Annotated in this window: 23 protein-coding genes; 9 read left to right on the top strand and 14 right to left on the bottom strand. The window is 71.4% G+C overall.

What is annotated here, in order from left to right; genetic code table 11:
* Window positions 1-79 precede the first annotated feature (79 nt).
* Together ACLF3M_RS05850 and ACLF3M_RS05845 are read right to left on the bottom strand one after the other, a co-directional pair.
* Window positions 80-568 (bottom strand): hypothetical protein, encoded by a 489-nt coding sequence (locus ACLF3M_RS05850; protein ID WP_430655926.1) that lies wholly within the window; start codon window positions 566-568, stop codon window positions 80-82.
* 107 nt (window positions 569-675) lie between these two features.
* A complete protein-coding gene (locus ACLF3M_RS05845; RefSeq protein ID WP_430655925.1) occupies window positions 676-2,937 on the bottom strand; it encodes a fused MFS/spermidine synthase in 2,262 nt (753 codons plus the stop codon).
* Between the two features lie 169 nt (window positions 2,938-3,106).
* Between ACLF3M_RS05845 and ACLF3M_RS05840 the strand changes: the two genes are divergently transcribed.
* The 4 genes from ACLF3M_RS05840 to ACLF3M_RS05825 all read left to right on the top strand — a co-directional run bounded on the left by ACLF3M_RS05840 (window position 3,107) and on the right by ACLF3M_RS05825 (window position 7,352).
* Window positions 3,107-4,318, top strand: coding sequence for a sensor histidine kinase (locus tag ACLF3M_RS05840; RefSeq protein ID WP_430655924.1), 1,212 nt, complete (start codon window positions 3,107-3,109; stop codon window positions 4,316-4,318).
* A gap of 123 nt (window positions 4,319-4,441) precedes the next feature.
* A complete protein-coding gene (locus ACLF3M_RS05835) occupies window positions 4,442-5,983 on the top strand; it encodes an acetolactate synthase large subunit (protein ID WP_430655923.1) in 1,542 nt (513 codons plus the stop codon).
* A 161-nt stretch (window positions 5,984-6,144) separates the two neighbouring features.
* Window positions 6,145-6,915 (top strand): short-chain dehydrogenase/reductase, encoded by a 771-nt coding sequence (locus ACLF3M_RS05830; protein ID WP_430655922.1) that lies wholly within the window; start codon window positions 6,145-6,147, stop codon window positions 6,913-6,915.
* Window positions 6,912-7,352 carry an META domain-containing protein gene (locus ACLF3M_RS05825; protein ID WP_430655921.1) on the top strand — a complete coding sequence of 147 codons (441 nt, stop codon included), beginning with the start codon at window positions 6,912-6,914 and terminating at the stop codon, window positions 7,350-7,352. Before ACLF3M_RS05830 ends, ACLF3M_RS05825 begins: the two co-directional genes overlap by 4 nt.
* Here the strand turns inward: ACLF3M_RS05825 and ACLF3M_RS05820 are convergent.
* From ACLF3M_RS05820 to ACLF3M_RS05805, 4 genes are all read right to left on the bottom strand, one after another.
* Window positions 7,336-8,313, bottom strand: a complete 978-nt coding sequence (locus ACLF3M_RS05820; protein WP_430655920.1) for an MBL fold metallo-hydrolase — start codon at window positions 8,311-8,313, stop codon at window positions 7,336-7,338. The genes ACLF3M_RS05825 and ACLF3M_RS05820 overlap by 17 nt on opposite strands.
* A gap of 72 nt (window positions 8,314-8,385) precedes the next feature.
* Window positions 8,386-9,648: a UDP-N-acetylglucosamine 1-carboxyvinyltransferase gene (gene murA, locus ACLF3M_RS05815; RefSeq protein WP_430655919.1), complete on the bottom strand. Its 1,263-nt coding sequence runs from the start codon at window positions 9,646-9,648 to the stop codon at window positions 8,386-8,388.
* 171 nt (window positions 9,649-9,819) lie between these two features.
* Window positions 9,820-10,374 carry a dCTP deaminase gene (gene dcd / locus ACLF3M_RS05810; protein ID WP_430655918.1) on the bottom strand — a complete coding sequence of 185 codons (555 nt, stop codon included), beginning with the start codon at window positions 10,372-10,374 and terminating at the stop codon, window positions 9,820-9,822.
* 60 nt (window positions 10,375-10,434) lie between these two features.
* A complete protein-coding gene (locus ACLF3M_RS05805) occupies window positions 10,435-10,599 on the bottom strand; it encodes a hypothetical protein (protein ID WP_430655917.1) in 165 nt (54 codons plus the stop codon).
* Window positions 10,600-10,657: 58 nt separating this feature from the next.
* On the opposite strand from ACLF3M_RS05805, the gene ACLF3M_RS05800 reads away from it, so the two are divergent.
* On the top strand, window positions 10,658-11,941 hold the full coding sequence (locus ACLF3M_RS05800; protein ID WP_430655916.1) for an extracellular solute-binding protein: 1,284 nt from the start codon (window positions 10,658-10,660) through the stop codon (window positions 11,939-11,941).
* 3 nt (window positions 11,942-11,944) lie between these two features.
* Here the strand turns inward: ACLF3M_RS05800 and ACLF3M_RS05795 are convergent, their stop codons facing one another.
* The 6 genes from ACLF3M_RS05795 to ACLF3M_RS05770 are packed head-to-tail and all read right to left on the bottom strand — an operon-like array spanning window position 11,945 to window position 17,263.
* On the bottom strand, window positions 11,945-12,904 hold the full coding sequence (locus ACLF3M_RS05795; RefSeq protein WP_430655915.1) for an NAD(P)H-dependent flavin oxidoreductase: 960 nt from the start codon (window positions 12,902-12,904) through the stop codon (window positions 11,945-11,947).
* A 34-nt stretch (window positions 12,905-12,938) separates the two neighbouring features.
* Window positions 12,939-13,706, bottom strand: coding sequence for an SDR family NAD(P)-dependent oxidoreductase (locus ACLF3M_RS05790; RefSeq protein ID WP_430655914.1), 768 nt, complete (start codon window positions 13,704-13,706; stop codon window positions 12,939-12,941).
* Between the two features lies 1 nt (window position 13,707).
* On the bottom strand, window positions 13,708-14,697 hold the full coding sequence (locus tag ACLF3M_RS05785) for an ABC transporter substrate-binding protein (RefSeq protein WP_430655913.1): 990 nt from the start codon (window positions 14,695-14,697) through the stop codon (window positions 13,708-13,710).
* Window positions 14,698-14,710: 13 nt separating this feature from the next.
* Window positions 14,711-15,520, bottom strand: a complete 810-nt coding sequence (locus ACLF3M_RS05780; protein ID WP_430655912.1) for an ABC transporter permease — start codon at window positions 15,518-15,520, stop codon at window positions 14,711-14,713.
* Entirely contained in the window at window positions 15,517-16,302 is a 786-nt protein-coding gene (locus ACLF3M_RS05775) for an ABC transporter ATP-binding protein (protein WP_430655911.1), read from the bottom strand. Before ACLF3M_RS05775 ends, ACLF3M_RS05780 begins: the two co-directional genes overlap by 4 nt.
* Window positions 16,292-17,263, bottom strand: coding sequence for a Bug family tripartite tricarboxylate transporter substrate binding protein (locus ACLF3M_RS05770; protein ID WP_430655910.1), 972 nt, complete (start codon window positions 17,261-17,263; stop codon window positions 16,292-16,294). Before ACLF3M_RS05770 ends, ACLF3M_RS05775 begins: the two co-directional genes overlap by 11 nt.
* A gap of 160 nt (window positions 17,264-17,423) precedes the next feature.
* On the opposite strand from ACLF3M_RS05770, the gene ACLF3M_RS05765 reads away from it, so the two are divergent.
* Window positions 17,424-18,383: a sulfotransferase domain-containing protein gene (locus tag ACLF3M_RS05765; protein ID WP_430655909.1), complete on the top strand. Its 960-nt coding sequence runs from the start codon at window positions 17,424-17,426 to the stop codon at window positions 18,381-18,383.
* Between the two features lie 20 nt (window positions 18,384-18,403).
* Here ACLF3M_RS05765 and ACLF3M_RS05760 read toward each other — a convergent pair whose 3' ends face one another.
* Window positions 18,404-19,228 carry an alpha/beta fold hydrolase gene (locus ACLF3M_RS05760; protein ID WP_430655908.1) on the bottom strand — a complete coding sequence of 275 codons (825 nt, stop codon included), beginning with the start codon at window positions 19,226-19,228 and terminating at the stop codon, window positions 18,404-18,406.
* A 52-nt stretch (window positions 19,229-19,280) separates the two neighbouring features.
* On the opposite strand from ACLF3M_RS05760, the gene ACLF3M_RS05755 reads away from it, so the two are divergent.
* Entirely contained in the window at window positions 19,281-20,396 is a 1,116-nt protein-coding gene (locus ACLF3M_RS05755; protein ID WP_430655907.1) for an aminotransferase class V-fold PLP-dependent enzyme, read from the top strand.
* Window positions 20,397-20,399: 3 nt separating this feature from the next.
* Window positions 20,400-21,500 (top strand): DSD1 family PLP-dependent enzyme, encoded by a 1,101-nt coding sequence (locus ACLF3M_RS05750; protein ID WP_430655906.1) that lies wholly within the window; start codon window positions 20,400-20,402, stop codon window positions 21,498-21,500.
* Between the two features lie 220 nt (window positions 21,501-21,720).
* Here ACLF3M_RS05750 and ACLF3M_RS05745 read toward each other — a convergent pair whose 3' ends face one another.
* A complete protein-coding gene (locus ACLF3M_RS05745; RefSeq protein WP_430655905.1) occupies window positions 21,721-22,842 on the bottom strand; it encodes a D-alanyl-D-alanine carboxypeptidase family protein in 1,122 nt (373 codons plus the stop codon).
* Window positions 22,843-23,204: 362 nt separating this feature from the next.
* Between ACLF3M_RS05745 and ACLF3M_RS05740 the strand changes: the two genes are divergently transcribed.
* Window positions 23,205-23,723: a phasin family protein gene (locus ACLF3M_RS05740; protein WP_430655904.1), complete on the top strand. Its 519-nt coding sequence runs from the start codon at window positions 23,205-23,207 to the stop codon at window positions 23,721-23,723.
* Window positions 23,724-23,780: the final 57 nt, after the last annotated feature.

Raw genomic sequence — 23,780 nt, 5'->3', positions numbered from 1 at the left:
GCGCCGGCGCGGCGGCAAGGCGGCGCAGACCGGCTGCCGGCGCAAGGCCGAGCCGGTGCTGCCGTTCAGCGATCGCGGGTTAGAAGATCGCGGTGCCCTGGGCGCTGTGCAGGTCGTTGCGCAGCGACATGCGCAGCGCGTCGGTGAACAGCATCATCACGCCCGTCAGATAGCCCCAGGCCGCATTCACCATGATCTGCGCGCCGAGCGCGCCCGAATTCACCAGGCTGAAGCGGAAGGACTGGCCGACGGTCGAATCGATCACCACGGAATAGCCGATCGCGGTGCACACGACGGCGGCGAAGAGGAAGCCGGTCATGCGGTGCGGCATGCGGCCGGAATAGACCAGCAGCCCGATGGCCGCCCCCCAGAAGGCGCCGGACAGCATGCGGTCGAGAAACAGCGGGGCGCCGACCCGCACCCATGGCTCGAGCGGGAACACCGCGAAGTTCTGCCGCAGGAAGACCCCCTGCCGCGCCGCGGTTTCCTCGAACGCCAGTGCCACGCCGTGGAGCACGAGGGCCACCGCCGCGCCGCAGCTGAGTCCGGTGAGAATGCCCTTGAACATGCTTTCGTTCGTCCTGGGGCGAAACTAAGCGCTAACGGGCCCTCGCTGCAAATCCATCCCGCTGGGCTAACGGATTGTTCGCGATTCCGTGATCAACGGCTGGCCTGTCAGGGTGTGACCGCCCGCGCCATCGCATCCTGCGGTCGTGCCAGGCCCTGCGTTCCGGCGACGGGGTTGTTCAGGTAGAACTCGTCGCGCGGAAAGACATCGGTCAGCGACGCCGCTGCGCGCGGGCTGCCGGGCTGCCAGACCAGGGCCGGGCGCGCGAAGAGCGAGGCGTAGTCGCCGAATCCGGCATTCCCGCGCGCGAGGTGCGCCGCGACCGAAGGGTCAGCGAAGCGCCGCGCCAGGGCCTCGGCGTCAAAGGGGATCGGGCTGTCCGATCCGATCAGCACCGATCCCGGCATCAGCAGCATCGCGTGCGGGAAGACCGCCGCGAAGGTCTCGACCGTCCGCCGCGTCGGGCCCCACTGCACGTAGATCCCGCCCGGTGCGAGCCGCCGGCGGACGGATTGGAGGAATTCCTCGGAATAGAGCAGGCCGGAATGCGAGCCCTCCGGCAGGATCGCGTCGGCCTGAATGACGTCGTAGAGCTCCTCGCCCCTCGACAGGGCGCGCCGCCCGTCGCCGTATTCCAGGCGCCAGCGGGGGTTGCGGAACATCTCGGCGATCGGCCCCTCGGGATGGCGGCGGCCGAGCTCCTCCAGCGCGGTCAGCACCGGCCCGACCAGTTCGATCGCGCGGACCTCCCGCGTCGCGGCGGAGACGCCGGCGGCCCAGGGCGTGCCGCCGGAGCCGATGCCGATGCACAGCACGCGCTGCGGATCGGGATGGATCAGCGGCCCGACCGCGCCCAGGAACTGGTGGATCGGCAGGAAGGGGATGCGGCCCTGGCTGAAGCCCTGGATGAAGAAGGGCCCGTGCGGATCGCCCGAGGCGAAATCGTCGCGGAAGAAGGCGACGCCGGACCGGTCCTCGGCCCAGGCGACGCGCTGTCCGGGCTGCTCGGCATGCAGCCGCGCCCACAGCGCGGCATTGCCGGGGAGCGCGACGAAGGCGGCGGCGCAGGCGGCGGCGAGCGCCAGCTCCGGCCAGCGGCGCCAGCCGCCCTTCCACAGCCAGAACAGCATCAGCAGCACCGACAGCGCGGCCAGCAGCTTCAGCGTCCCCGCCGTGCCGAGCAGGTGGAAGGTCACGATCCCCGTGCCGATGGACCCCGCCGCATTGCCCAGGATGTTCGCCAGCTGCACCCAGCCGACGCGCGCCCCGACCGAGGCGAGGTCCTGCTGCACGGCCCGCTGCACGAAGGGAAAGGTCATGCCGATCAGGAAGCTCGGCGGGCCCACCACCAGCGCGGTCAGCAGCACCGTCGTCAGCAGCCCCTCGCCGCGGATGCGCTGCACGTCGGCCGAGACCGAGGGGTTGATGGGCCAATAGGGAAGCGCCCAGAACATCGCCACGATCAGCGCCGCGCCGAGCGCGAAGCCGCCGGCCTGCGTCATGAAGAAGGCCGGCCGCGGGTCGGCCATGCGCCGGACCATCCGCGCGGCCAGCGCCATGCCGAGACCGTCCGCCAGCAGGAAGACGCCGAGCACGGTCGGGAAGAGATAGGCGTGGTACTGCCCGACCTGGCCCATCAGCCGGACCCAGACGATCTCCAGCGCCACGATGACGTAGCCCGAGAGGAACACCAGCACGCACCAAAGGCGGAGGCTGCCGAAGGGCTCGGCCGCGCCGGCGGCCGCAACGCGGGACGGCGTGGGAGCAGCGGTGCCCCTGAGCTGCGGCAGCAGCGTCAGCGCCAGCAGCGCCGCCAGCAGGTCGAGCCCCGCCGCCAGCACCAGCGCGCCGACGAAGCCGAGATTGCCGACCAGCAGCCAGCCGCCGAGCAGCGCGCCGAGGCCGGCGCCCAGCGTGTTGAGGCCATAGAGCGTGCCGATCCGCTCGGCCACCGTGTCCAGGCTGGTGGCGATCGCGCGCGCCAGCAGCGGCAGCGACGCGCCCATCAAGGTCGTCGGCAGCACCAGCCCCGCGAAGCAGAGCGCGAAGATCGTCACGGAGTCGTCCACCACGCCCGCGAGGTCGGTCGCGAGGAAGTCGTAGAGGAAGAACTTCGACACCAGCGCGAAGCCCGCCACCCCGGCCTCGGCGACCGCGAATCCGATCATGGCGCGATAAGGGGAGAGCCGGTCCGCCACCTTGGCCCCGATGATGGAGCCGAGCCCGAGGCCCGCGAGGAAGGCGCCCACCACCAGCGCGGCCGAGACCGTGTCGGAGCCCGCGAAGATCCCGAGCATGCGTTGCCATACGATCTGGCAGAGCAGCGCGCCGAAGCCCGAGCAGAAGAATGCGACCGCCAGTCGTTGCATGGATCCGCCCCCCGGCAAGCCCACCGCCCTTCCGGCATGCAGGCACGGTCCTCTCGCCTAGCCTCGCGGCAAGATTGCGGCAAGATGACGCAAATGAAAGCTTCAGGCGAGAGACAGACGCGGCGCCCAGCCGCCGTCGCGCGTGCCGCACCGGATTGCTACATCCGACATGCGCCGGGACTGCTTCCACATTCATCCCGAAAACGAGCCTGGCCGCTGGCAAATCACGCCAAATATCCCTCTTTTGATATGCGGCAAGCCTGCATTGCTGTATTTGATGTCTGGCGACGGGAACTCGTCTGCACGGTGTATTCGTCACGGTCGCGAACACCGTTTATCGCGCCCGATATTGTTGCGTGTCGCAGGGAATCCCCACGAATTGGCATCCGTCCCGTCGAGCCTCCTGAACTGGCCCGAGGTTGACCTGCGCGCGGCAATCGCCGCTGCCGGCGTCGGCCTCTGGTCGTGGAACGTCGAGACCGACGAGATCGCCATGGACCCGCGCGCCTACGGCCTGTGGGACGTGCAGGAGAGTGCTGCCGCGACTTTCGCCGCGCTCTCCGCGAAGATCCATCCGAAGGATCTCGACCGCGTGCGCGCCGCCTTCGCCGCGACGAGAGCCATCGTCGGTCCCTACGAGATCGACTTCCGCATCCTGTCCGGCGACGACATCCGGTGGGTGTCGGCGCGCGGCCAGGGCAGCGACGCGGACATCCGGCACCAGGTCATGCGCGGCATCTTCCTCGACGTGACCGGGCGGAAGCAGGCCGAGGAAGCCAATCAGCTGCTGGCCGGCGAGATGAGCCACCGGGTCAAGAACCTGCTGCTCGTCGCCACCCAGCTGGCCCGAATCACCTCGCGCTCGGCGGCGACGACCGTGGAGATGGCACAGGATCTCACGCAGCGACTGACGGCCCTGGGGCGCGCCCATGATCTCGTGCGGCCGCGGGGCGGCCGCCCGATCGTGGCGGCGCTGCTCGGCGATCTGCTGACGGTGCTGCTTGAACCCTATGACGACGCCGATGGCTGCTCGGGACGCATCCGCGTCTCGGTGCCGCGGATGGACATCGGCGAGGCCGCCGCCACGACGCTCGCCCTCGTGGTGCACGAACTCGCGACCAACTCGCTGAAATACGGCGCGCTTTCGGTGGAGCGGGGCACGCTCGACGTCGCCTGCGACGCCCCCGGCGACGATGTCGTCGTCGTCTGGACGGAACGCGGCGGCCCACCCGTCGAGGAGCCTTCGACGGTCGCCGGCTTCGGCAGCGAACTGGTCCGGCGAAGCATGGCCCGCCAGCTCGACGGCGGCATCGCCTTCGACTGGTCGGCGGAGGGGCTGATCGTCACCCTGACGATGCGGCGGAGCCGGCTGTCGGCCTGACGCGCCCGCGCCCCGACGCGACGCGGCACGCGGGGGAGGGATCGCCCGGAACGCCCCCCTCTTGTCGTGCCGCCCCGCCCCGCGCAGGGTCGCAGTACCATGGCAGATCGGGAGAGGTCCGGGGTGAACGGCGCAGAAAGTCTTGTCCACACGCTGCTGGGGTCGGGCGTGGATGTCTGCTTCGCCAACCCCGGCACCAGCGAGATGCATTTCGTCGCTGCGCTGGACCGCATCCCCGGGATGCGCTGCGTCCTCGGCCTGCAGGAAAACGTCGTGACCGGCATGGCCGACGGCTATTTCCGCATGGCCCGCAAGCCCGCCGCGACCCTGCTGCATTGCGGCCCGGGCCTGGCGAACGGCCTGTCCAACATCCACAACGCGCGCCGCGCGCGATCCGGCATGGTGAACTGCGTCGGCGACCAGGCGACCTATCACCGCCCCTTCGACGCGCCCCTGACCGCGGACACAGAGGGCTTCGCCCGCGGCGTCTCCGCCTGGACGCGCACGGTCCGCCGCGCCGACGATGTCGGCCGCGACGCGGCGGTCGCGGTGCAGGCGGCGCGGACCTCGCCCGGCCAGGTCGCCACCCTGATCCTGCCGTCGGACACCTGCTGGGACGAGGCTGCGGCCGGGCCCGCCGCCGCCCTGCCGGTGCCCGCCGCGCCGCAGGCCGATCCCATGGCCATCCGCAACGCCGCGCGCGCGCTGCGCGAGCGGAAGAACGTGCTGATCCTGCTCGGCGGGCTGGCGCTGACGGCCGAGGCGCAGGAACTCGCCTTCCGCATCGCCGCCCATACCGGCGCCGCGCTGCTGGGCGAGGGATCCAACGGCCGGATCGAGCGCGGCCGCGGCTGCCCGCAGCTGGAGCGCGTGCCCTATCCCGCCGATGTCGCGATCGAGGCGCTGAAGCCCTTCACCACCATCGTGCTGGTCAACAGCCGCATGCCCGTCGGCTTCTTCGCCTATCCCGGCAAGCCGTCCCTGCATTGCCGCGAGGACGCCGAGGCCGTGCTGCTGACGCGCTACGACGCCGATCCCGTCCAGGCGCTGACCGCGCTGGCCGAGGCGCTCGGCGCGCCGAAGGCCGCCATCCCCGATCCCGGCCCTCGCCCCGACATCGCGCGCGGCGCGCCGACACCCGAGGGCCTGGCGCGCACGCTGGCGGCGCTGATGCCGGACGATGCCGTCGTCGCCGACGAGTCCGTCTCCTTCGGCCGCGGCTTCTTCAGGGAGACGCATGCCGCGCCGCGCCACGACTGGCTGCAGATCACCGGCGGTGCGATCGGCTGCGGCGTGCCTCTGGCGACCGGCGCGGCGATCGGGGCAGGGGGAAGGCGGGTGATCAACCTGCAGGCCGACGGCTCCGCGATGTACACGCTGCAGGGGCTCTGGACCCAGGCGCGGGAGAAGCTGCCGGTGACGACGGTGATCCTGTCGAACCGGAAATACGCGATCCTGCTCGGCGAGTATCAGGGCGTCGGCGCCAATCCCGGGCGGACGGCGATGGACATGATGGACCTCGGCAATCCCGACCTGGACTGGGTGAAGATCGCGAACGGCATGGGCGTCGAGGCCGCGAAGACCGCGACGCTGGAAGGCTGCGGCGACCTGATGAAGCAGAGCTTCGCCAAGGACGGGCCCTTCCTGATCGAGCTGGAGATCTGAGCTACCCCGGGAGCGACTCCCTCCCCCGCCCTTCTGTTTCCCTCCCCCGCAAGCGGGGGAGGGTCAGGGTGGGGGTTCGAGGATGAGCGCACCCTGTTCCTCGGTACCCCCAAATCCCTCCCCCCGCTTGCGGGGGAGGGAGCCTCTACGGAGACAAACACATGGACCTCGCCCTCACCGGCAAGCGCGTTCTCGTCACCGGCGGCTCGAAGGGCATCGGCCTCGCCTGCGCCGAAGCCTTCGCCGAGGCCGGCTGCGACATCATCCTGGTCTCGCGCGACGCCGCGACGCTCGCCGCCGCGGCCGACACCATCCGCAGCAAGGCACAGGTCAACGTGACCACCTTCGCCGCCGACCTCTCCAGCGACGAGGAGCGCGCGCGCCTGCACGCCGCGCATCCCGATCCCGACATCCTGGTGAACAACGCCGGCGCCATCCCCGGCGGACGGCTGGCTGATATCACCATGGACCGCTGGCGCGCGGCCTGGGACCTGAAGCTGCTGGGCTATGTCCATCTGTGCCAGCTCTTCCTGCCCACGATGGAGGCGCGCAAATCCGGCGTGATCTGCAACATCATCGGCATGGCCGGCCGCACGCCGCGCGCGGGCTACATCGCGGGCTGCACGGCGAACGCCGCGCTGATCGCCTTCACCTCGGCGCTCGGCGGCGCGGCGGCGGCCTCCGGCGTGCGGGTCTTCGGCATCAACCCCGCGAGCACGCGCACCGACCGCATGATGACGCTCGCGCGCACCAATGCGCAGCAGCAGTTCGGCGATCCCGAGCGCTGGGCCGAGACGCTGACCGGCCTGCCCTTCGGCCGCGCCATCGAGCCGCGGGAGATCGCCGACCTCGCGGCCTTCCTCGCCTCGCCGCGCGGCGCCTATGTCAACGGGACCGTGGTGGACGTGGACGGCGGCGCGATGTTCCGATGAGGCGTGCCGCGGCTCTCGGCACCGCGGCGCTGGCGTCGGTGCTGGCGGCGTGCAGCGGGCTGCTCGTGCCCGCGCAGCTCGTCGGCACGAGCTGGCAGCTGACCGAGCTCCGCGACGACGGCCGGGTCACGCGGGTCGAGGACCCCACGCGCTACACCATGGCCTTCAACCAATATCACGAGCTGGCGCTGCGCCTGGACTGCAACCGCGGCAGCGGCCGCGCCACCGTGACGCCGCGCGTGACCGCCGGCGAGATCGCCTTCGACCCCATCGCGACGACGCGCGCGGCCTGCCCGCCGGGATCGCTGGACACCCGCGTCGCGCAGGCGCTGCAGGCCACGCGCGCCTATGCCGTGCGCGACGGCGTGCTGACGATGAGCGCGCCGGGCGGGACGCAGACGGTCTGGCGGCGGGCGGCGGTCACGCCTCCAGCGTGAAGAGCTTGCCGACCGCGGCGGGCACGACGCGCTCGCCAAAGGCGCGCTCCAGCGCATTCACCGCGCGCCAGCCCGTGCAATGCGCGGGGATCAGCAGCGGCAGGTCGAAGCGCGCGAGGTCGGCGACGGTCTCGGGGATGACGTCCTCGTTCTCGCCGGAGAGGTGGAAGCCGCCGATCGCGACGAAGAGCGGGATGTCGGGAAAGGCCTCCCGCGCGGCATGCAGCACGTTGACGATGCCGGCATGCGAGCAGGCGCTGAAGACGACCAGGCCCCGGCCGCGGACATGCACGGCGCAGAAGCGCTCGTCCATCAGCAACTCGTCGCTCTCCCAGGGGTCGCTCTCCGTCGCGCGGGCGACCTGGCCGGGCAGGCCGCGCTCATAGGGCGTGCGGCGCGGGATCTCGCCGCTCATGAAGAGCGTGCCGTCGAACAGCGAGAGGGGCTGCGTGGTCACGACCGGCGCGGCGCCCATCGCGTGCCAGGCCACGGGATCGGGCACCCTGTCCATCGGGAAGACGCCGCCATCGGGCTGGCGGCTGCCGCGCTCGCGGAACATGCCGGGATGCAGGTACAGCGGGACCGGACGCCCGCCATTGGCGGCGCGGATCATCGCGAGCGCCGCCGGGATGCCGCCCGCATGGTCCCAATGCCCGTGGCTGAGCATCGCGGCCTCGATCGCGCCGAAATCCACGCCGAGCCGCGGGCCGTTCCGCTCGACCGCTTGGGGATCGGGGCCGCCGTCGAACAGGAAACTGCGCGAGCGGCCGCCGCGATGCAGCGTCAGCACCAGCGACAGCCCGTGATTGGCGCAGCAGAGCGACCCGCCGGCGAGCCGCTTCATCCCGACCTGGCGCAGCCGGTTCCATTCGCGCGTGACGAAGGGCGGCGTGCGCGAGAGGCTGTCCGTGACGTTGTCCACCAGCACCTGGATGTCCAGGCGGTCCACCGGGTCGGGCATCGCGCATCGCTCCTCGCGCAACGGAGCATGTGCGCGCCGCCGGGTGCAGGCAAGCGATCCGCACGGCGGCGATCAGTCCGCGACGCGCTCGATGTCGGCGCCGACCCCGGCGAGCTTGCGCTCCACCGCCTCGTAGCCGCGGTCGAGGTGGTAGACGCGGTTGACGATGGTCTCGCCTTGCGCGGCGAGGCCGGCCAGCACCAGCGAGACGGAGGCCCGCAGGTCGGTCGCCATCACCGGCGCGCCCGACAGCCTCGGCACGCCGCGCACGATCGCGCTCTGGCCGTGATACTTGATGCGCGCGCCCATGCGCATGAGCTCGGGCACATGCATGAAGCGGTTCTCGAAGATCGTCTCGGTGATCATGGAGGCGCCGTCGGCGACGCACATCAGCGCCATGAACTGCGCCTGCATGTCGGTCGCGAAGCCCGGGAAGGGCTCCGTCATGACGTCGGTGCCGTGCAGGCCGTTCAGGCGGCTGACCTGCAGCCCGTCGTTCCGCTCCGCGACATCCACGCCGGCGTCCCGCAGCACGCGGGCGACGGCGCCGAGGTCGGTCAGCCGCGCGCCTTCCAGCATCACCTGGCCGCCGGTGATCGCCGCGGCGCAGGCGAAGGTGCCGGCCTCGATGCGGTCGGGGATGATGGGATGGGTGGCGGGGCCCAGCGACTTCACGCCTTCCACCATCAGCTTCGCCGTGCCGATGCCCTCGATCCTGGCACCCATGCGCATCAGGCACATCGCGAGGTCGCCGATCTCGGGCTCCTGCGCAGCGTTCACCAGTTCCGTGACGCCATCCGCCAGGCACGCCGCCATCAGCAGGTTCTCGGTCGCGCCGACGCTGACCTGGGGGAAGATGATCTTGGCCCCGCGCAGCCCGCCCGGCGGCGCCTTCGCCTCGATATAGCCGCTGTCGAGCGAGATGGTCGCGCCCATCTGCTCGAGGCCCTTGAGGTGCAGGTCCACCGGCCGCGTGCCGATCGCGCAGCCGCCGGGCAGCGAGACCTTCGCCTCCCCGAAGCGCGCGACGAGCGGGCCGAGGACGAGGACCGAGGCGCGCATCTTGCGCACGATGTCGTAGGGCGCCTCGAGGTTCGTCGCGGCGCCGGAGAGAGTGAGGCTGCGCGCGCGCCGGTCGTGCTCGATCACCAGGCCATGCTGCGACAACAGCGCGTGCATCGTCGCGATATCGGCGAGATCCGGCGCGTTCTGGAGCGTCAGCGGCCCGTCCGACAGCAGCGCCGCCGCCATCAGCGGCAGCGTCGCGTTCTTCGCGCCGCTGATCGGGATGATGCCATGCAGCGGCCGGCCGCCGCGAATGCGGATGCGGTCCATCTCAGCGGCGCTCCCTGACCCGCGCCGGCGTGTCCCTCCCCCGCAAGCGGGGGAGGGATGGGGTGGGGGGGCGAGGATGAGGGGCGCGCTGAACGAAGCACCCCCACCCTGACCCTCCCCCGCAAGCGGGGGAGGGAATTGTGCCGACAGCGGCGAGACGGCGAATCATCGTCACAGCTTCGGCAGCGCGACGCCGCGCTGGCCCATGTATTTGCCCTTCCGATCCGCGTAGCTGACCTCCGGCGCGCCCTCGCCCTTCAGGAACAGGAACTGGCAGATCCCCTCGTTCGCGTAGATGCGCGCGGGCAGCGGCGTGGTGTTGCTGATCTCGATCGTCACCTGGCCTTCCCACTCCGGCTCCAGCGGCGTGACGTTCACGATCAGCCCGCAGCGGGCATAGGTGGATTTGCCGAGGCAGATCACCAGCACGTCGCGCGGGATGCGGAAATACTCGACCGTGTGACACAGCAGGAAGGAATTGGGCGGGATGATGCAGGTCTCGCCCTTGCGCGTCACGAAGCCCTGCTCGTTGAAGACCTTCGGGTCGACGATCGCGTTGTCGACGTTGGTGAAGATCTTGAACTCGTCCGCCAGGCGCGCGTCGTAGCCATAGGAGGACAGGCCGAAGGAGATCACGCCCTTCCGCCGCTGGCTCTCGACGAAGGGCTCGATCATGCCGTGCTCGGTCGCCATGCGGCGGATCCAGGTGTCGGGCATGATGGGCATGGGGCAGGTAACCTCGTGGGTTTCGCGGTCCGGTTAGCCCATGCCGCCGGGGTCGTCCATTCAGCCCTTGGCCGGCTTCTCGTCCGGCTTTGTCGCGGCGTCCCGGGCGCGCGCTTGCACCTTGCGTTTCCTCAGGTTTTCGCGAAGCGCGGCGGCCAGCCTGGCCTCGCGCTCGGCAGCCGAGGCCGGGGCGGGGCGCGGCTTGGGCTTCGAATCCTCGGCCATGGCCGCCGTCTAGCGCGGCGGACCGCCCCGCGCCAGGATCGCCGGCGGAGGAACCGCCATGACCCCGACCCGCCGCGGCCTGCTCGGCGCTGCCGCCGCGTCCATGTCTGCCCCATTGGCCGCCCCCGCGCGGGGCCAGGGTGCCGACCGGCTCGGCGTGATCGGCCATGCCGTGCACCGCGCCTCCGTCAGCACCGGGCCGGGCGGGGACATCCTGGGCGAGGTCGCCGCCGCCGCGGGCTGGCGGGCGGAATGGGTCACGCTCGGCGTGCCGGAGATCCACGACCGGCTCTTCCGCGAGGCCAGCCTGCAGCAGGGCGCCTTCGACCTGGCCTTCCTGCTGAACCGCTACGTCTCGCCGCGCATCGCGGAGCTCTTCCTGCCGCTGGACGGCCCCGAGGGCGTGCTGGAGGGGATGGCGCTAGACGACATCCCGCCGGGCATGAGGCGGCCCTTCACCTTCAACGGCCGGCTCTACGGCCTGCCCTTCCGCCAGGCGACCTCGGGCCTGTTCCTGAACCAGGCGCTGCTGGAGGAGCGGGGGATGCCGACCGCGCCGCCCGCGACGCCCGAGGCCTTCATCGCGGCGGTGCGCGCCGCGACGTCCCGGCGGGACGGCCCGCCGGTGAACGGCCTCGTGCTGGACGGGCCGGGGCCGTCGCAGATGATCGACCTCGCCCGCATGTGGGACGGCGACTTCCTGACCGAGGATCTGCGGCTCCGCGTCGAGGATCCGGCGATGGTCAATGCGCTCGCTCTGCTGAAGGCGCTGTTCGAGGAAGGCGTGCTGCCGCGCACCTTCCCGCGCTTCACGACGGAGCAGGTGACGACCGCGATGCAGCAGGGCCGCGCGGTCTTCGCGATCTCGCCCATCAGCCGCTTCACCGTGCTGAACAACCCCGGCGCGAGCCGCTATCCCGGAAAGATCGCGGTCGCGCCTGTGCCCTCGGCGCCGGAGATCGCCGCGCGCTTCCCGGTCGCGCCGGTGAAGAGCGAGATCTGGGCGCTGACGATCCCGCGCAACGCGCGGAGCCGCGCCAACGGCGTCCGCGCGCTGCGGGGCATCGGCGATGCCCAGGCGTCGCTGCGCGCGGCGCTGAACGGCAACGGCCCCGTACGGCTCTCCACGCTGGACGACCCGCGCTACGCCGCCGCGGTGCCCTGGGCGGCGGTCGAGGCCGCGGCGCTGCGCGACGCGCGCCCGCCCTTGCCCGGCTTCGACAACGCTGCCCGCGCCGAGGACATCTTCCGCGACGAGGTCGAGGCGATGCTGGTCCGCGGCACCGCGCCGAACGAGACGGCGGCCGCGATCGCGCGACGCGTCAGGCCGCTGCTGGGATAGCCGTCAGACGATCCCGCGCGGCGCCGTCAGCGCGGCCTCGGCCTCGGCGACCACGCGGCGCACGATCTCGCCCGCCGGCGGCAGGTCGTGGATCAGGGCGGCGGCCTCGCCCGCGATCACCGCGGCGACGTCGAAATCGCCGCGCTCACGGGCCGCGAGGTAGTCGCGGTTGACCTGCTCCGCCGCCAACTGAAGCTCGTCCTCGCGGCCGAGCCAGCGCTCGGCATGCGCGTTGCGCAGCACGCGGCCGGTGTAGCCGCCTGGCCAGACATTGCGGCGCGTGATGTCGAAGACGATGGAGCGCATGGTCTCGCCCGCGCCGGCCGCGAGGATGCGGCGCTTCGCCTCGGGGTGCGCCGCCGCTTCCTCCGTCGCGTAGAAGCGCGTGCCCATCAGCACGCCCTCGGCGCCGAACATCATCGCGGCCGCCAGGCCGCGGCCATCCGCGACGCCGCCGGCCGCGGCGACGGGGATCTGCGGGCAGGCCTCGACGACCAGCGGCAGCAGCGTGTTGAGCGGGATGCCGAGGCCGTGGCCGCCGGCTTCCGTGCCCTGCGCGACGAGGACGTCGGCGCCGGCCGCCGCGGCCTCCCGCGCCTGGGCCACGGTCTGCACCTGGCAGATCAGCCGGGAACCCGCGGCGCGGATCGCCGGCGCGAAGGGCGCGGGATCGCCGAAGGAGAGCATGATGGCGGCCGGGCGGTGCGCCAGCGCTTGGTCGAGAAGCGCCGGCTGCTTCGCCAGGCTCCAGGTGATGAAGCCGCAGCCGATCCGGGCGTTGCCCGCGGCGTGGCGTTCCGATGCCAGCCAGTCGGCCCGGCCATAGCCGCCGCCGAGCAGGCCGAGGCCGCCGGCGTTGCTGACCGCCGCGGCGAGGCGGCCGCAGGCCACGTCGTCCATCGGCGCGAGGAGCACGGGATGCTCGATGCCGAGCACCTCGGTCAGGCGGTTGCTGATCGTCATCGCAAGGCATTCTCCCTCGGCAGGCGCGGCGCCGTCACGCCATGTAGAGGCCGCCATTCACGTCGAGCGACACGCCGGTCAGGTACGCAGCCTGGTCGGACGCCAGGAACACGATCGCGTTCGCGATGTCGTCCGCCGTGCCGGTCCGCCCAAGCGGGATCTGGGAGATCGCGCTGGCGCGGACCTCGGCCGGCGCGGCGGCGTGCTTGCTGCCCCAGTCCACCCAGCCCGGGCAGACCGCGTTCACCGTGATGCCGAACCCGCCGACCTCGCGCGCAAGGCCCCTGACATAGCCGATCAGCGCGGCCTTGGCGCCGGCATAGGTGGGCGAGGGCGACATGAAGGCCTTGCCCGACCGCCCAACGATGGAGCTGACCGCGATGATCCGCCCCGCGCGGGCCTCGCGCATTGCGGGCAGGGCGGCGCGGGACAGCGCCACGAAGCCCTTCACGTTGATGTCGAAGACGCGGCGGTATTCGTCGTCGGTGATCTCGTGCATCGGCACGCGCGTGCCCGCGCCGGCATTGCTGACGACGATGTCGAGCCGCCCGAATTCGCGCTGCGCCGCGGCGACCATCGCGGTGACCGCCGCGCTGTCCGCGACGTCGCCCTGCAGCACCAGCGCACGGCGTCCCTCGGCGCGCACGGCGTCGGCGACGCGCTGCGCCTCGGCCTCGCTGGCCTTGTAGTTGATCGCGACATCGGCGCCGGCCTTGGCCAGCGCCACGCAGGCGGCGGCCCCGATGCCGCGCGATCCCGCGGTGACGATGGCCGCGCGGCCCGTCAGGTCGAGGGCGAACATGTCAGGACTTCGCGCGGTCGATGTAGTCGTTGGTCCAGAGCGCAGTCCAGTCCGGCACCGCCGCGATGCCGCTGCCGCGGATCCCCGCATCGGCCTGCTGCCAGAGCGCCGGCACGTTGCGCAGGTAGTTCGCCTCGCCCTGCGCCATCCAGAGGTCCTTGATCGAGACCTGGATGAGGTCCACCAGCGGATCGAGGTTGCGGATGCCCGGGATCTCGAAGTCGCGGCCGGCGCGGGTGAAGATCGCGCGGAGGTCGCCGGTCCGCATCTCGTCCGTGCTCGCCTTCAGCGCGCGGAGGAAGCGCACCACGACCTCGGGGTTGCGGGCGATGATCTCGCGCGTCGTCATGTAGCACTGGCCGGGCATGGGCGCGTAGCGGTCGGTGTTCCAGGCCTCGATCGGCTCGTTCGCGCGCTGCAGCGTCACCAGCACGCCGATATCGGCGATGAAGGCGTCCACGCGGCCCTGGCGGACCATCTGCAGCGCGCCGGGGTTGTTTCCCGTGACCTCGCGCCTGACCTCCTCCTTCGGGATGTTCGCGGCCTTCAGTATGATGTCGAGCAGCAGTTCGGTGGAGCCGCCGACCGAGACGATGCCGATAGTCTTGCCGCGCAGCGCCGCGGCGTCCGGGACCGGCTTGTCGCGCGTGCTGATCACGTTGAAGGCGCCGGCCTGGTACAACGTCGCGACCGAGACCAGCGGCGCGTTGCCGCGGCTGACGGCGAGGAACTGGTCGATGGACGTCGCGCGGATGAAGGACACCTGGCCCGCCAGCAATTGCTGCACCGCCGGCGCCGTGCCCTGCGCGCCCACCAGGCGCGGCGCGAAGCCCTGGCGCTGCAGATGCCCGCCCGAAACCATGTTCATCATCTCGAGGAAGGCCGGGATGAAGCCGAAGGGGGTGGCAAAGGCCAGCGGCTCGCCCTGCTGCGCCCGCGCGACGGCGGGCATGGCGAGGCCGGCGGCGAGGAGGGCGCGGCGCGCGATCATGGTCGTTCTCCCGTTATCCCTGCGTTCCGGCGCTGGCATGCCAGGGGATCAGCAGCCGGCGCGTCAGCCCTATCGCGGCATAGAAGACGAAGCCGAGCAAGGTCATGTGGATCATGACGGCGAAGAGCCCGTCGGTCTCGTAGGCGTTCATCCGCGCGATCAGCAGGTAGCCGAGGCCCGACGACCCCCCGAGATACTCGCCGACGATCGCCCCGATCAGCGCCAGCACGATGCCCACTTCCATCCCCGTCACGATGTAGGGGAGCGAGGACGGCAGCTCGAGCCGGCGGAAGACCTGCCAGCGCGTCGCGTTGATCGACAGCATGACGTCGCGGTGCCCGGCCTCGATCGATTTCACGCCGAGCGCGGTGTTGGTCAGGATCGGGAAGACCGCGAGGATCGCCGCGACCAGCACCTTCGCTGTCAGCCCGAAGCCGAACCACACGACGAAGAGCGGCACCAGCGCGACCTTCGGCAGCACCTGCGTTGCCACGATGAAGGGGTTAAGGGTCAGTTCCAGCCAGCGGAGGCGGCCGATCGCGACGCCGAGCGCGACGCCGGCGACCAGCGCCCAGGCGAAGCCCGCCAGCGTCGCATAGACAGTCATCCAGGTGTGCTGCCAGACCCGTGGCGTGACCAGCATCTCCATCCAGGCGTCCCACACCGCTCTGGGTGCCGGCAGGATGAAGGCGGAGACGCCGGACCATGTGACGTAGAGATGCCAGACGACCACCAGCACCGCCGTCAGTGCGGGCGTCGTGACCCACGGCAGCCAGGCCCGGCTCTTCGGGTTCAGCCCCGTCGGAACGGCCACGTCGCTCATGCGATGGCGCTCAGCCTCTCGCGCAGCATCGCCGCGATCGACTGGAACTCGGCGCTCGCCTGCACCGCCGGCGCGCGCGGGCGCGCAAAGGGCACGGCGACCTCCCTATCCACCTTCCCCGGCCGCGGCGAGAGCAGCAGGATCCGGTCGGCCAGGAACACCGCCTCGCTGATGGAATGCGTGACCAGCACCACGGTCTTTCCGGTCTCCATCCAGATGCGCTGCAGCTCGAGGTTCATCGCCTCGCGCGTCATCGCGTCCAGCGCGCCGAAGGGCTCGTCCATCAGCAGGATGTCGGGGCCATAGGACAGCGCGCGCGCGATCGCCGCACGCTGGCGCATCCCGCCGGATAGCTCGCGCGGCCAGCGCCGCTCGAAGCCGCTCAGGCCGACCAGGCGCATCAGCTCCCGCGCCTTCTCGCGGCGCTGGCCGCGGCCCAACCCGCGAAGCTGCAGCGGCAGCGCGATGTTGTCCTCGATGCTCAGCCACGGGAACAGGTTCGCGTCCTGGAAGACCATGCCGAGCTCGCTCAGCGCCGCGTCGTTGCGCCGCCCGTCGCGCCAGAGCGGCTGGCCCATGACGGCGAGGCTGCCGGACGTCGGCGGCAGCAGGCCCCCGATCATGCGCAGCAGCGTCGTCTTGCCGCAGCCCGACGGCCCCAGCAGCACCAGGAACTCGCCCTCGGCGATCGCCAGGTCGGTCTCCGCGAGCGCATGGACCGGCGCGTCGCGCGTGCCGTACCACTTGGCGAGCTTCTCCGCCGTGACGGCGTCAGTCCGCACGGATGCCCGCCGCCTGCACCACCGCCGCCCAGCGCCGCACCTCCGACGCGATGAAGGCGCTGTATTCGGCCGCGCTCAGCGGCCGCGGCACGGCGCCGGTCTCGACGAGCCGCGCATGGATCTCGGGCAGGGCGAGGGCGGCCAGCACCTCCCGGTTCAGGCCGTTCACGAGGCCCTCGTTCATTCCCGCGGGACCCGACAGGCCGAACCAGGTGGTCGCGATCAGGTCGGGATGGCCGAGCTCGGCGAAGGTCGGCAGGTCGGGCCAGCCCTCCATCCGCTGCGCCGAGGTCACGGCGAGCAGCCGGTAGCGGTCGTTGCGCCCGGCCTCCACCAGCGTCGTGATCATCGCATCGACGGCGCCCGAGGCCAGGTCGTTCATCATCGGCGCGCTGCCGCGATAGGGAACGTGGATGGTGTCGATCCCCGCGGATCGCTTCAGGATCTCCTGCTTCGCGTGGCTCGACGTGCCGTTGCCCGGCGAGGCCACCGTGACCTGCCCGGGCCGCGCCTTTGCCGCGGCGATGAAATCGGCGAGCGTCCGGATCGGGCTGTTGACGTTCACCGCGAGGACGGAGGGGATCTCCGCCATGACAGCGATATGGCTGAAGTCGCGCACGCTGTCATAGGGCATGGTGCGGTAGACGCTCGGCCCCACGCCGAAGCTCGCGATGTTGGAGATCACCAGCGCGTAGCCGTCGGGCGGCGACTTCGCGACAACGTCCGATCCCGTCGTGCCGCCGGCGCCGGCGCGGTTCTCGATCACGAAGGTCTGGCCGAGGACGGTGGTGAGCCGCTGCGTGACCAGCCGCGCGATGAAGTCGGTGGTGCCGCCCGGCGGGAAAGGCACGATCACGCGCACCGTCCGCGCCGGCCAGCCGCCGGGCAATGCACCTTGCGCCCGTGCCGCGAAGGGCAGCGCAAGCGAGGGCAAGGCGAGCAGGGCGCGGCGGGCGATCATTCGGTCATCCCAGTGTTCCGGACGGTTGAGACCATCCTAGCACCGGCCGTGCCGGGGCGTGAAACAGCGGCGGCACACGTGAAACCTGGCGCGACATCGGCCTGAAACGCGCTGGTCCTACTCCCTCCGCCGCGCCCGAACCGGGGCCAAGGAGGACACGATGCCGATCCACACCGACGAAGCGGGATGGCCGATCAAGACCCGCGAGATCCGCAACCACCACATGGACAGCCGGATCTGGAACGACCTGGCCTTCCGCGACGGCGACGTCGTGATCGGCACCTACGGCAAGTCAGGCACGACCTGGGTCCAGCAGATCGTGGGCCAGCTGATTTTCCAAGGCGACCCGGAGATCCCCGTCGCCGACATGTCCCCCTGGCTCGATCTGCGGGTCCCGCCGGCTTCGGTGAAGCTGCCGGCGGTGGAGGCGCAGCAGCATCGCCGCTTCCTCAAGACGCATCTGCCGGTGGACGCGCTGGTCTGGTCGCCCAAGGCCAAATACCTCTACATCGGCCGCGACGGTCGCGACGTGATGTGGTCGCTGCACAACCACTTCTTCAACGGCAACGAGCTTCTCTACCAGCTGCTGAACGACACGCCGGACCGCGTCGGCCCGCCCATCGAGCGTCCCGGCCCCGATCCCCGCGAGTGGTTCCTGCATTGGCTGGAAAATGACGGCGCCCCCTTCTGGCCGTTCTGGGAGAACATCCGGAGCTGGTGGGACGTGCGCGGCCTGCCCAACCTGATGCTGCTGCACTTCGCGGAGCTGAAGCGCGACCTGCCCGGCAGCATCCGCCGCATCGCGGATTTCCTGGAGATCGGGATCGACGAGGCGCGCTTCCCCGCCATCGTCGAGCATTGCAGCTTCGCCTGGATGAAGGCGAACGGGTCGAAGGCAGTGCCGCTCGGCGGCGCGCTGTGGGATGGCGGCGCCGAGACCTTCGTCCATCGCGGCGTGAATGGTCGCTGGCGCGACAGCCTCAACGCGGCGGAGTGCCGGAGTTATGAGTCGCTGGCGCGCGAGAAGCTGGGCGAGGCCTGCGCGCATTGGCTCGCAACCGGCGAGATGGAGATGCCGGAGGCGATGCCGGTCGAGGTTCCGCTGCCGCGGGCGGCGTAGCTGCATGGCGACGGCGGGTCCTAGCCCGCCGCCGCCAACGCCCGCCCCAGCGCCTCATCGATTGCCTCCGGCGCCTCGTACATCGTCCAGTGCCCGGCGCGCGGAACGATCTCGACCCGCGCATCCGGCCGAACCTCCCGCACCGCCGCCGCGCGCTGCTCGATGTGCCCGACCGCGATCTGGTCCCGCTCCCCCCAGATCGCCGTCACCGGCACCCGCGTCCGCGCCAGCGCGTCCTTCAGCATCGTCGCATTCGCGAAGCCGCGGCTGCGGAAGCGCGCATGAACCGTGTTCCATTCCTGGATCGCGACAGCCAGGTCGTCGATCGCGGCGGGATCCGCGATCATGAGCGACTTCAGATTGAACCGATGCGCGGCGATCCGCGCCTCGCCCTGCTTGTCCCTGATCTTCTCGAGCGGCACGGGATTGCGCGGCACGCCCAGCGAGCCCGCGCCCACCACCGTCAGCGTCCGCACGGCCTCCCCAACTTCCGCCGCCACCGACCCCGACAGGATCGCGCCGAAGCTGAAGGCCACGATGTCGCAACGCCGGCCGTCCAGCACGCGCCGCAGCCCCTCCGCCACGATGCGCGCCGAATGGGGCGGCTCATGCGGCTCCGGCGGCGTCGCGCTTTCGCCGAGGCCCGGCAGGTCCGGCGCGACCAGGCAGCGCGTCGCGCGATGACGCTCGATCTGCCGCACCCAGTGCCGCCACGACCCGTTGCCGCCGTGAAGCATCACCAGCGGCACCTCGCCGTCGTTCCAGATGCGCCACACCATGGCGCCGTCGCCGCAAGGCGTCTTCACGCGTGCCGCTTCACGGTCCAGCTCGTCCAGTATCCGCATGGGCCTCGGCAGGGTTGGGCAGGACGCGCGACCGTGCCAGTCTCGCCGCCCGATGGAAACCCGCTCTCCGCTGCTCAATCCCGCCCTGTTCCGCATTCCGCGGGGCAGCGTCCATGTCTGCGCGGGCGGCGAGACGCCGGTGCTGCGCAGCATCACCGCCGCGCTCGAGCGCTACCTCGACGACAAGTCCTGCGGCCCCGCCAGCCGCCCGCTGGTTGACCAGGAAGCCGACCGGCTGCGCGCCCGCCTCGCCGCCTTCTGGTCGGTCCCGACCGAGGATATCGGCCTGGTCGCCTCGGTCGCCGAGGGCATGTCCATCCTGGTCGAGAGCCTGGATTGGCGCGCGGGCGACGTCGTGGTCTGCGCGGCCGATGAATACCCCTCCGTCGTCGCGCCGCTGTCGCTGAGCGGCGTGGAACTCCGCTTCGCCGACATGCTGGACCCTGCCGACGTCGCGCGCGCGGCCGGCGGCCGGGCGCGGATGATCGCGGTCAGCGCCGTTTCCATGGTGGACGGGCGCCGGCACGACCTGGCGGCCCTGCGCCGCGTGGCGGATGCGGCCGGCGCGATGCTCGTCGTGGACTTCACCCAGGCCAGCGGCTGGCTGCCGATCGAGGCGGCGATCGCCGACTTCGCCTTCTCCTCCTGCTACAAATGGATGCTCGGCCTGACCGGCACCGCGGTCGCCTACTGGAACCGCGCGCGGCAGCCCGGCTGGTCGCCGGCGACGGCGGGCTGGTACTCCATCGCCGCCGAGGGCCGGCCGGACTACGCGCGACCGCTCGCGCTGGTCCCCGATGCCCGCCGCTTCACGCGCGGCAATCCTGCGCATGCTGCGGCCTATGCGCTGCACGCCGCGATGGATGTGCATGAATCGCTGCCCTGCGGCGCGCTCGCCGCGCATGTCACCGCGCTGACCGCCGCGCTGCTCGACCGCCTAGCCACTGCCGGCATCGCCAGCACCACCCCACGCGATCCCGCCCGCCACGGCGCGAATGTCTGCATCGCCCATCCCCGCGCCGCCGCAATGGTGGCGGCGATGGCGCGCCGGGGCGTGCTCGCCTGGAATGGCCGCGGCCGCATCCGCTTCAGCTTCCACGGCTACAACGACCTGGCCCAGCTCGACCGCATCATGGATGCGCTGACGGCCGCCCTGAAGGACGACTGACCAATGCTGCAACGCCCGCCCGCCGAACCCGGCATGCGAGAGGAGGAGGTGGACACCCCCGCGCTGCTCCTCGACCTCGACGCCTTCGAGCACAACCTCGATCTCATGGCGGGCCTCCTCGCGCCCACCCGCACGAAGCTCCGCGCCCACGCCAAGACCCACAAGTCGTCGATCGTCGCGCTCCAGCAGATGAAGCGAGGCGCGATCGGCCAGTGCGTGCAGAAGGTCGCGGAAGCCGAGGCGCTGGCCTGGGGCGGTGTGCCCGACATCCTCGTCAGCAACGAGGTGATCGCGCCGCGCAAGCTCGCCCGCCTGGCCGCGCTCTCCGCCATCGCCAGGGTCGCGGTCTGCGCCGACGACGAGCGCGGCATCGCGCTGATCGAACAGGCCGCCGAGGCCGCCGGCCTGCGCATGACCGTCCTCGTCGAGATCGACGTCGGCGCCGGCCGCTGCGGCGTGGAGCCCGGCCCGCAGGCCGTCGCGCTGGCCGAGCGCATCGCCGCCAGCCCGCACCTGATCTTCGGCGGCCTGCAGGCCTATCACGGCAGCGCCCAGCACCGCCGCACGCCGGAGGAGCGCCAGGCCGCCATCGCCTTCGCCGCCGAGGGCACCCGTCGGACCGTCGAGCAGTGCCGGCAGCGCGGCCTCGATTGCGCCATCGTCGGCGGCGCCGGCACCGGCACCTTCGCCCTCGAGGCCGCCTCCGGCGTCTGGACCGAGATCCAGGCCGGCTCCTACGCCTTCATGGACGCGGACTACGCGCGCAACCAAGACCCGCCGCCCTTCCGCCAGGCTCTCTTCGTCCTCAGCCAGGTGATGTCCGCGCCGCGGCCCGGCACCGTCGTGCTCGACGCCGGGCACAAGGCGATGCCGACCGACAGCGGCTTCCCGCTGGTGCACGGCTACCCCGGCGTCAGCTACACCTCCGCCGCCGACGAACACGGCACGGTGAAGGGCGAAGCGCTGCCCCGGTTGGAAGAGAAGGTCCGCCTGGTTCCCGGCCACTGCGACCCCACCGTGGACCGCTACGACTGGTACGTCGGCACCCGCGCCGGCCGCGTCGAATGCGTCTGGCCGATCGCGGCCCGGGGCGGCATGGCGTAGGGCGGGGCTGATGGCCCGGGGAGGGCGCTGCCCTCCCCGTACCCCACCCGCAAAGGGCCAGTGGGCCCTTTGAACCCATGAATTGACCGACGAAGCGGGAGGGGGCTTTGGCCCCCTCCCGCTTCGTCGTTGAACTGATCGCGGTCCAGGGGCCCGCGGGCCCCTGGCAGGGAGGGTTCGGGAGGGACAGCGTCCCTCCCGAGGGGCAACCTGCGCGGTCCTACCGCAACGACGCCGTGCGCAGCGTCGGCGAGGTGCTTCGCGCCGGCGCCGGCTGGCTGGCCTGGCGGGTGGCCGCGGTGCGTGGCGCTGCCTGCGGGGTGCGGGGCGGCTGCACGGCGGCGGCGCTCCGCGTCGTCGGCACGCTGGTCGTCCGGCTCGACGAGGCGCTGCGCGTAGCCGGCGCCGGGGCGGCGGCGGCCTGGGCGCGGGCGGCGGTGTTCAGCGTGCCGGCCTGCGCGGTGCGCAGGACGCCCGGGTTGTTGCGCGCGACGTTGACGCCGAGCTGGGAGAAGCCCTGGTCCAGCAGGCTTGCCATGTGGGCGTCGCGCTCGACCCAGCTCATCCCGCCGAAGACGGCGCCGATCAGGCGCTGCCCGCCGCGGCTGGCGGAGGTCACGATGTTGAAGCCGCTGTCGCGGATGTAGCCGGTCTTGATGCCGTCCACGCCTTCATACGTCTCGAGCATCCGGTTGTGGTTGCGGATGCGCATGCCGCCGAACTGCGCGGTGGCGACGGAGAAGTAGTGCCAGCGGTCCGGGAAGTCCGCGAAGAGCCGGCGGCCGAGCGTCGTCATGTCGCGCGCCGTGGTCACCTGGTCAGGGTCGGGCAGGCCGGAGGCGTTGCGGAAGGTGGTGCGGCTCATCCCGATAGAGCGGGCGCGCATGGTCATCATCTGGCCGAAGCGTGCCTCCGACCCGCCGAGCCGCTCGCCCACCGCGGCCGCGACGTCGTTGGCCGAGCGCGTGACCAGCGCCAGGATCGCCTGCTCGACGGTGATGGAGTTCCCGGGCGCGATGCCGAGCTTGGACGGCGGGCGCGACGCCGCTTCCTCGGAGAAGGTGATGCGGCTGTCGAGGGACACGCGGCCTTCCCGGATCGCCTCGAACAGCATGTAGAGGGTCATCATCTTGGTGAGCGAGGCCGGGTGACGCTGCTCGTCGGCGTTGGCGGAAACCAGGATGGCCCCGCTGCGCTGGTCCACCACCATGGCGCTGTAGCGGTCGCTGCCGATCTGGGCCCTGGCGGGCGCAGCGAGGCTGGCCAACGCGGCACAGGCCAGCGCGAGCCGAATCAGCGCGCCCGGCCGGAGCGCCTGCATGAGGCGCGGTCCCAGAGCCATCGAAATGTCTTCCCCCCGTCGCCGCACCCCCCGTGCTGCGACCGGCAAGACAACCTATTGAATCGCAGGGTCTTCTGTCCAGTGTCCGTATGGGGAACAGAATGTCTCCGCAGGGGCTTACGGGCGGTGCCTGTCCCGTGCCCTGAACCACCCGACCGCTCGCAACCTGGCCTTGCTGCGTACAATTTGCGCAGACATGGATTATTCTCCACTTTGCTGCACTGCAAAAAAATCTGCTTGCATCCGATCGGGCCACAGGGTTAGAAGGTCGCTGTGCTGCACCGCAGCAAAGACCCAGGAGCCGGGTAGCCAGGCTCCCGGCGGGCCAGACCGGCCCGCCGCCAGTCGAATGGAGCAGAGCGATGGCCTCGAAGCCGACGGAAAGCAAGAAGGCGATCGCCCTGGTCGCCTCGACGGCGGCGCAGGCGGCAGCGCCGGCGCAGAAGTTCATGGAAGACGGCGCCCAGACGGCGCGCAAGGCAATGGAGAGTGGCATGGAACAGGTGACGAAGCAGACCGAGACCTTCATGAAGGCGGCGGAAGAGGCCGCGGAGTTCGGCCGCGGCAATGTCGAGGCGGTGACGAAGTCGGCGCAGCTCTTCGCCGTCGGCTTCCAGGACATCGGCAAGCAGGTCTTCGCGGTGACGCAGGCCCTGACCGACCACGCGCTGGAGAGCGCCAAGGCGCTCGCCGCCGTGAAGTCCCTCAAGGAGGCCGCCGACATCCAGGCCGCCTTCGCCAAGGCCTCGCTGGAGCGCTCGATGAGCGAGGCGGCGAAGCTGCAGGAGGCGACCTTCAAGCTCGCCGAGACGGTCTCCGCCCCGATCACTGCGCGCTACACCCTCGCGGTCGAGAAGTTCGCCAAGCCGCTCGCGGCCTGACGCCTCACCCCGGCTCTGCCCGGGGATGCCGAACAGGGCCCGGCCGGCCGCTCCTTG

Source organism: Falsiroseomonas sp. HW251 (assembly GCF_050563545.1).
Taxonomy (GTDB): Bacteria; Pseudomonadota; Alphaproteobacteria; order Acetobacterales; family Acetobacteraceae; genus Falsiroseomonas.
This window is presented reverse-complemented; position numbering and strand designations above follow the sequence as displayed.

Coding starts and splice junctions, on each gene's coding strand:
- ACLF3M_RS05795 (WP_430655915.1), bottom strand. CDS start 12,904: ATGACGATCAGCAACCGCCTGACCGAGGTGCTCGGCATCGAGCATCCC.
- ACLF3M_RS05805 (WP_430655917.1), bottom strand. CDS start 10,599: ATGGCCGAGGATTCGAAGCCCAAGCCGCGCCCCGCCCCGGCCTCGGCT.
- ACLF3M_RS05845 (WP_430655925.1), bottom strand. CDS start 2,937: ATGCAACGACTGGCGGTCGCATTCTTCTGCTCGGGCTTCGGCGCGCTG.
- ACLF3M_RS05760 (WP_430655908.1), bottom strand. CDS start 19,228: ATGCGGATACTGGACGAGCTGGACCGTGAAGCGGCACGCGTGAAGACG.
- ACLF3M_RS05840 (WP_430655924.1), top strand. CDS start 3,107: ATGCGCCGGGACTGCTTCCACATTCATCCCGAAAACGAGCCTGGCCGC.
- ACLF3M_RS05825 (WP_430655921.1), top strand. CDS start 6,912: ATGAGGCGTGCCGCGGCTCTCGGCACCGCGGCGCTGGCGTCGGTGCTG.
- murA (WP_430655919.1), bottom strand. CDS start 9,648: ATGGACCGCATCCGCATTCGCGGCGGCCGGCCGCTGCATGGCATCATC.
- ACLF3M_RS05780 (WP_430655912.1), bottom strand. CDS start 15,520: ATGAGCGACGTGGCCGTTCCGACGGGGCTGAACCCGAAGAGCCGGGCC.
- ACLF3M_RS05800 (WP_430655916.1), top strand. CDS start 10,658: ATGACCCCGACCCGCCGCGGCCTGCTCGGCGCTGCCGCCGCGTCCATG.
- ACLF3M_RS05790 (WP_430655914.1), bottom strand. CDS start 13,706: ATGTTCGCCCTCGACCTGACGGGCCGCGCGGCCATCGTCACCGCGGGA.
- ACLF3M_RS05765 (WP_430655909.1), top strand. CDS start 17,424: ATGCCGATCCACACCGACGAAGCGGGATGGCCGATCAAGACCCGCGAG.
- ACLF3M_RS05785 (WP_430655913.1), bottom strand. CDS start 14,697: ATGATCGCGCGCCGCGCCCTCCTCGCCGCCGGCCTCGCCATGCCCGCC.
- ACLF3M_RS05755 (WP_430655907.1), top strand. CDS start 19,281: ATGGAAACCCGCTCTCCGCTGCTCAATCCCGCCCTGTTCCGCATTCCG.
- dcd (WP_430655918.1), bottom strand. CDS start 10,374: ATGCCCATCATGCCCGACACCTGGATCCGCCGCATGGCGACCGAGCAC.
- ACLF3M_RS05830 (WP_430655922.1), top strand. CDS start 6,145: ATGGACCTCGCCCTCACCGGCAAGCGCGTTCTCGTCACCGGCGGCTCG.
- ACLF3M_RS05850 (WP_430655926.1), bottom strand. CDS start 568: ATGTTCAAGGGCATTCTCACCGGACTCAGCTGCGGCGCGGCGGTGGCC.
- ACLF3M_RS05820 (WP_430655920.1), bottom strand. CDS start 8,313: ATGCCCGACCCGGTGGACCGCCTGGACATCCAGGTGCTGGTGGACAAC.
- ACLF3M_RS05745 (WP_430655905.1), bottom strand. CDS start 22,842: ATGGCTCTGGGACCGCGCCTCATGCAGGCGCTCCGGCCGGGCGCGCTG.
- ACLF3M_RS05770 (WP_430655910.1), bottom strand. CDS start 17,263: ATGATCGCCCGCCGCGCCCTGCTCGCCTTGCCCTCGCTTGCGCTGCCC.
- ACLF3M_RS05740 (WP_430655904.1), top strand. CDS start 23,205: ATGGCCTCGAAGCCGACGGAAAGCAAGAAGGCGATCGCCCTGGTCGCC.
- ACLF3M_RS05750 (WP_430655906.1), top strand. CDS start 20,400: ATGCTGCAACGCCCGCCCGCCGAACCCGGCATGCGAGAGGAGGAGGTG.